The sequence below is a fragment of the Priestia sp. FSL W8-0001 genome (genome assembly GCF_038050335.1).
Taxonomy (GTDB): Bacteria; Bacillota; Bacilli; order Bacillales; family Bacillaceae_H; genus Priestia; species Priestia flexa.
The window spans coordinates 3,990,848-3,997,319 of record NZ_JBBPAL010000001.1 but is presented as its reverse complement, the minus strand read 5'-3'; the positions used below and the strand labels follow the sequence as shown (position 1 = coordinate 3,997,319).

6 protein-coding genes are annotated in these 6,472 nt (G+C 35.9%); all 6 read left to right on the top strand.

What is annotated here, in order from left to right:
• Nucleotides 1-747: 747 nt before the first annotated feature.
• The 6 genes from rpmH (at nt 748) to mnmG (ending at nt 6,448) form a co-directional block, all read left to right on the top strand.
• Entirely contained in the window at nt 748-882 is a 135-nt protein-coding gene (rpmH, locus tag MKZ18_RS20945) for a 50S ribosomal protein L34 (protein WP_025907870.1), read from the top strand.
• Between the two features lie 111 nt (nt 883-993).
• Complete coding sequence (rnpA, locus tag MKZ18_RS20940) at nt 994-1,374, top strand: ribonuclease P protein component (RefSeq protein WP_025907871.1); 381 nt, start codon at nt 994-996, stop codon at nt 1,372-1,374.
• Between the two features lie 87 nt (nt 1,375-1,461).
• Nucleotides 1,462-2,232, top strand: a complete 771-nt coding sequence (gene spoIIIJ, locus MKZ18_RS20935) for a YidC family membrane integrase SpoIIIJ (protein WP_061785901.1) — start codon at nt 1,462-1,464, stop codon at nt 2,230-2,232.
• Nucleotides 2,229-2,876, top strand: a complete 648-nt coding sequence (gene jag, locus MKZ18_RS20930) for an RNA-binding cell elongation regulator Jag/EloR (protein ID WP_025907873.1) — start codon at nt 2,229-2,231, stop codon at nt 2,874-2,876. Before spoIIIJ ends, jag begins: the two co-directional genes overlap by 4 nt.
• Nucleotides 2,877-3,143: 267 nt before the next feature.
• A complete protein-coding gene (gene mnmE, locus MKZ18_RS20925; protein WP_061785899.1) occupies nt 3,144-4,532 on the top strand; it encodes a tRNA uridine-5-carboxymethylaminomethyl(34) synthesis GTPase MnmE in 1,389 nt (462 codons plus the stop codon).
• A gap of 26 nt (nt 4,533-4,558) precedes the next feature.
• Nucleotides 4,559-6,448: a tRNA uridine-5-carboxymethylaminomethyl(34) synthesis enzyme MnmG gene (gene mnmG / locus MKZ18_RS20920; protein WP_025907875.1), complete on the top strand. Its 1,890-nt coding sequence runs from the start codon at nt 4,559-4,561 to the stop codon at nt 6,446-6,448.
• Nucleotides 6,449-6,472 lie beyond the last annotated feature (24 nt).

Below are 6,472 nucleotides of genomic sequence, written 5' to 3'. Positions count from 1 at the left end.
AGAAGTCAGCCTCCTTTTCCATTAAAATAACGACTTGTACAAGTTTTGTACAAGTGACAAAAACTTTTATGCATAAAAATTTTATATTTATTCAATTGCTATTATGTGGGTAAATATATATTATAGAAGAAAAGCAACTATTCGACATATTCCACATGTTGTGGATAACAGTTCATAACAAGGGTGGAAAACATGTCCACAACTTTTCCACAATATGTGGATAACAATGATATGTGGAAAAGTAATTAAGAGTGAAAACAAAAATATAATATCAAAGAATAACGGTTGTTGCAACGGATTTTCGAAACTTATCCACAATCACTACACCTTGTGGAGTGAAGTTTTCCACAACACAAGATGATGTGTACCACTTGTAGATAAGCAAAGTGGATTGTTAAATTTGTCGAAAAAACTTATCCACAGTACAAAAAACGACTTTTTATGAATAAAATCTTAGAAAAATGTCGTAGTTTTGTTTAAGAGGTTAAAAATGAGGAAGAGATTGAGTTGATCGGTAGTTTAAGTAGAGATAGAGATCTGTCTATAAAAAAGAAGAAGGAAAGTATCGATTTTCTATGGACAAGTAGACAGCAACAATATTACAATGGAGAAGATTTTAAGAAGAATGTTGAGAAGGATTTAGAAAAAGCATTTATTATTTTATAAATAACATTGCAATTTCTACTTATTTTCATTATAATTGTTAGGACTGTCTTTTTCAGTTATTCCTCGAGGAGGTGTTTATAGATGAAAAGAACTTACCAACCAAACAGACGTAAGCGTAGTAAGGTACACGGTTTCCGCTCTCGTATGAGCTCAGCAAACGGACGTAAAGTTTTAGCTCGTCGTCGTCGTAAAGGAAGAAAAGTATTATCAGCATAATAGACCACTGAGACGTCAGTGGTCTTTTTTTCACTTAATGGACAAGTTTGCCTCTAATCCTTTATGGAATTCATGGTGGAAACGTGCCTGAAAAAGGGTAGGAGTGTTAAAATGAAAAAAAAATACCGGATCAAGAAAAATGAAGAGTTTCAAAAGGTTTTTCAAAAAGGACATTCATTTGCGAACCGTCAATTTGTTATATATGTACTAGATCAACCAGAACTTCAGCATTTCCGTGTGGGTTTTTCCGTCGGTAAAAAAATTGGAAACGCTGTTACTCGAAATCGAGTGAAGCGACTAGCTCGTCAGGTCATGTTTGAAATTGCACCATATCTCAAACAAGATAAAGACTATATTGTGATAGCTAGAAAGCCAGCAGCAGAGATGGAATATGAAGAAGTTAAAAAAAGTTTACAGCATGTGTTTAAAAGAGCAAAGCTTTATCAGCATAGGCTCAATAGTTCACGAACTGAGGAAAAGAACTCACAATAAATGTTGTTTTTCTACTATATCCTTATATAATGGTGTTTGACAAACTCTCAGTTTTGGGAGTTGGAATTTATTAAAGGAGGAGCAAAGGTGAGAAAGAAAGTTTTACTAGGAATTACACTTGCCTTTCTTTTGACGGTTTTGGCTGGATGTACGGAAATTAATCAGCCGATTACTGCTGATAGCAAAGGTTTTTGGAATGAGTATGTCGTTTATCCGCTTTCTATGGTAATTGTATACTTTGCGAATTTACTTGGTAGCTACGGTTTTTCCATCGTTATTGTTACTATTCTAATTCGATTATTAATTTTACCTTTAATGGTTAAACAAATGAAAAATACAAAAGCAATGCAGGTTTTGCAACCTGAAATGCAAAAGTTAAAGGAAAAGTATAGCTCAAAAGATGCAAAAACTCAGCAAAAGTTACAGCAAGAGACGATGCAGCTTTTCCAAAAGTACAATGTAAACCCTTTAGCGGGTTGTTTTCCAATCTTAATTCAGATGCCTATTTTAATTGGTATCTTCCATGCTATTACTAGAACGGAAGAGATTGCAAATAACAGCTTTTTATGGTTTGATTTAGGGTCACGTGATCCGTATTTTGCATTACCAATCATTGCGGGTATTACAACATTTATTCAGCAGAAAATGATGATGGCAGGAAATGCAAATCAGAATCCTCAAATGGCAATGCTTCTATGGTTAATGCCAATCATGATTGTAGTCTTTGCAATTAACTTCCCGGCAGCTCTATCATTATACTGGGTTGTGGGAAATATCTTTATGATTGTACAGACGTACTTCATCAAAGGACCAGACTTAAAAGCAGGTTCTCCTGCCTCTCAAGGAGCTAAAAAATGAAAGATATAACGGTAACAGCTCCAACTGTTGAGGAAGCCGTCAATCAAGCTCTTTCAAAATTAAATATTTCAAAAGAAAAAGCAGAGATTACCATTATTGAACAAGGTAAGAAAGGTTTTTTAGGAATTTTTAAAGGGAAGCCTTTTGTTGTTCATGTAAAAAAAATAATAGATCCTGTTGAAGAAGCTGTAGCATATATTAACGATGTGACAGCGCAAATGGGAATTGAAACAGCAATTGAAGTGAAAAAAACCTCAAGACAATGTGAAATTCATATTTCAAGCTCTTCAATTGGTCTATTAATCGGTAAGCGTGGACAAACGATTAACGCGCTCCAGCTTTTAACACAACTGGTAGCAAACCGTTATAGCAAACATTATTTTAAAATTACTTTGAATGCAGAGAATTACCGTGAGAGAAGAGAAGAAACGCTGGTTCAGTTAGCAGAAAAAATGGCCCATCAAGTACTACGTACAAATCGATCAGTGCAGTTGGAAACTATGCCTGCACATGAGCGAAAAGTTATTCATCAAGCACTTGCTAAGAATAAAAAAGTAGAGACTTTATCTGTTGGAGAAGAACCAAAGCGATGTGTACTCATGCGTCCTGCACATTCAGTCTTTAAAAGTACTAATCACAAGTGATTAGTACTTTTTTTATGTTTAAAAAAACAAAAACGAAAGATAGCAATTGTTATTCACATGTGGATAAGTTAAAATAATACGTACTGTTTATTTTGAGATTGTGCATAACTACTATTCATTTTTTTATTGATTGAATTGTGGTATCCTAGTTAGTTGATTGCCTTAATTTTAATAAGGCATGTTTTTGTTTTTATAAAAATGTGAACGATAGTAAAAAATCGTTTTAATAATAGTATAACTAGTCCAAAGGGATGAGGTGAAACTCAAATGTTAGATTTTGATACTATTGCTGCAATTTCTACTCCAATGGGAGAAGGAGCAATTGCGATTGTAAGATTAAGTGGAGAAGAAGCGGTAAGTATTGCAAATCGTATTTTTAAGAGTGTTTCAAATAAAAGCTTAAATGAAGTACCTTCTCATACCATTCATTATGGTCATATCGTTGATCCTAAAAATGGACAAACGATTGAAGAGGTGATGCTTTCTATTATGAAAGGCCCTAAAACGTTTACGAGAGAAGACATTATTGAGATTAACTGCCATGGTGGAATTGTTTCAGTTAATCGTGTGTTACAGCTTGTTTTGGCAAATGGTGCACGCCTGGCAGAACCAGGAGAGTTTACCAAACGTGCTTTTTTAAATGGTCGTATTGATTTATCACAGGCGGAAGCTGTTATGGATTTAATTCGTGCTAAAACAGATAAAGCGATGAATGTAGCGATTGGACAGATGGAAGGTCGACTTTCTAATTTAATCCGCCGTTTACGTCAAGAAATCCTTGAAACGCTTGCTCATGTGGAAGTAAATATTGATTATCCTGAATATGATGATGTGGAAGAAATGACACATCGTGTATTAATTGAAAAAGCTACTCGAGTTCGAAATGAGATTGATAATCTTCTACAAACATCTCAGCAAGGTAAAATTTTGCGTGAAGGCTTAGCAACAGTGATTGTAGGTCGTCCAAACGTTGGAAAATCTTCGCTATTGAATAGCTTAGTTCAAGACACTAAGGCAATTGTAACGGACATTCCTGGAACTACCCGCGATGTAATTGAGGAATATGTCAATGTTCGTGGTGTACCTCTACGACTGGTAGATACAGCTGGAATTCGTGAAACAGAAGATATTGTTGAGCGAATTGGAGTAGAGCGTTCAAGACAATATTTAAAAGAAGCGGATTTAATCTTACTTGTTCTCAATTACAATGAGGAATTAACAGCTGAAGATCGTAAGCTATTTGAAGCAGTTAAAGGAATGGACTACATTGTTATTGTTAATAAGACAGACTTAGAACAAAAGTTAGATATGGAAGAAGTAAAAAATCTTGCTGGAAGTCGTTCAGTTGTCACAACTTCCTTGTTGCAAGAACAAGGGATTTCAGAGCTAGAAGAAGCTATTTCTTCTTTGTTCTTTACGGGAACAATTGAATCACAAGATTTAACGTATTTATCAAACACAAGACATATTGCATTATTAGCACAAGCTCAAAACGCAATCAATGAAGCAATTGAAGGTATTGAAAGCGGAATTCCAATTGATATTGTTCAAATTGATTTAACAAGAACGTGGGAGCTCCTTGGAGAAATTATTGGTGATGCTGTACATGAAAGTTTAATTGATCAGTTATTTTCTCAATTTTGCCTTGGAAAATAAAAAATTGTTAAAAGGAGGTTATTCTTATGCATTATGAAGGTGGACAATATGATGTGATTGTTGTTGGAGCTGGCCATGCCGGGTGTGAAGCTGCACTAGCATCTGCAAGAATGGGCGCAAAAACATTAGCTTTAACAATTAATTTAGATATGGTTGCATTCATGCCGTGTAATCCATCTGTAGGTGGTCCGGCAAAAGGAATTGTAGTAAGAGAGATTGATGCACTTGGTGGAGAAATGGGACGAAATATTGATAAAACGCACATTCAAATGAGAATGTTGAATACAGGTAAAGGTCCCGCTGTACGAGCTTTACGAGCACAAGCAGATAAATTCGCTTATCAACATGAAATGAAAAAAACACTTGAAAATGAAAAGAACCTAACACTTGTTCAAGGGATGGTTGAAAAATTAATCGTTGAAGATGGTGTTTGTACAGGAGTAGTGACACAAACAGGAGCGGAATATAAAGCAAAAACAGTTGTTATTACAACGGGTACGTTCCTTCGTGGAGAAATTATTTTAGGGGAACTGAAGTATTCAAGTGGTCCTAATAATCAACAGCCGGCTATTAAGTTATCGGAACACTTAGAAGAGATTGGTTTAGAGATGGTACGCTTTAAAACGGGTACTCCTCCGCGTGTTAACAGCCAGACGATTGATTACAGTAAAACGGAGATTCAGCCTGGTGATGATGTGCCACGCGCTTTTTCATATGAAACAACACAATTTATTATGGATCAACTACCTTGTTGGTTAACATATACAAGTGAAACAACTCATCAAATTATTGACGATAACCTTCACTTATCACCGATGTATTCTGGAATGATTAAAGGGACAGGTCCACGTTATTGTCCTTCAATTGAAGATAAGGTTGTTCGCTTTAATGATAAACCACGCCATCAAATTTTCTTAGAGCCTGAAGGCCGCCACACTCAAGAAGTTTATGTACAAGGTTTATCAACAAGCTTACCAGAACATGTTCAACGTAAGATGCTTGAAACAATTCCTGGGTTAGAAAAAGCTCAGTTAATGCGTGCTGGTTATGCGATTGAGTACGATGCTATTGTACCAACACAACTATGGCCAACATTAGAAACAAAACAAGTGAAAAACCTTTATACAGCAGGTCAAATTAATGGAACATCTGGTTATGAAGAAGCGGCGGGTCAGGGTCTGCTTGCTGGTATTAATGCTGGTTGTCGCGCTTTAGGTAAGGAAGAGCTAATTTTAGGTCGAGCAGATGCTTACATCGGGGTTTTAATCGATGATTTAGTAACAAAGGGTACAAATGAACCTTATCGTTTATTAACATCACGCGCAGAATATCGTTTACTTCTCCGCCATGATAATGCAGATTTACGCTTAACGGATGTTGGATATAAAATCGGTCTAATTAGCGAAGAGCGCTATGCTTCGTTCCAAGCTAAAAAGGCAGAGATTGAAGCTGAAAAAAATCGTCTGCATGCTGCAATCATTAAGCCGAATGAACACGTACAAAGCGTAATTAGAAGCGCAGGTGGTAGTGAATTAAAAGACGGTATTCGTGCCCTTGAGCTGCTAAGAAGACCAGAGATGACATATGATCATATTAGCCAACTTGTCCCTGCAGAAACGGAAATTCATCCAGAAGTAGCTGAGCAGGTTGAAATTCAAACGAAGTATGAAGGTTATATCCAAAAATCATTGCAGCAAGTCGAACGTTTGAAGAAATTAGAAAACAAAAAAATTCCGGATTTAATTGATTATGACGCTATTCATGGTTTAGCTAACGAAGCGCGTCAGAAATTAAAAGAAGTACGGCCTCTAACAGTAGCCCAAGCATCACGTATTTCCGGAGTTAACCCAGCAGATATCTCAATTCTTCTGGTTTATATCGAACAAGGTAAAATTGCAAAAGTTTCAAACGACTAATCTATTTGTAAAAGAAAGGGTAAC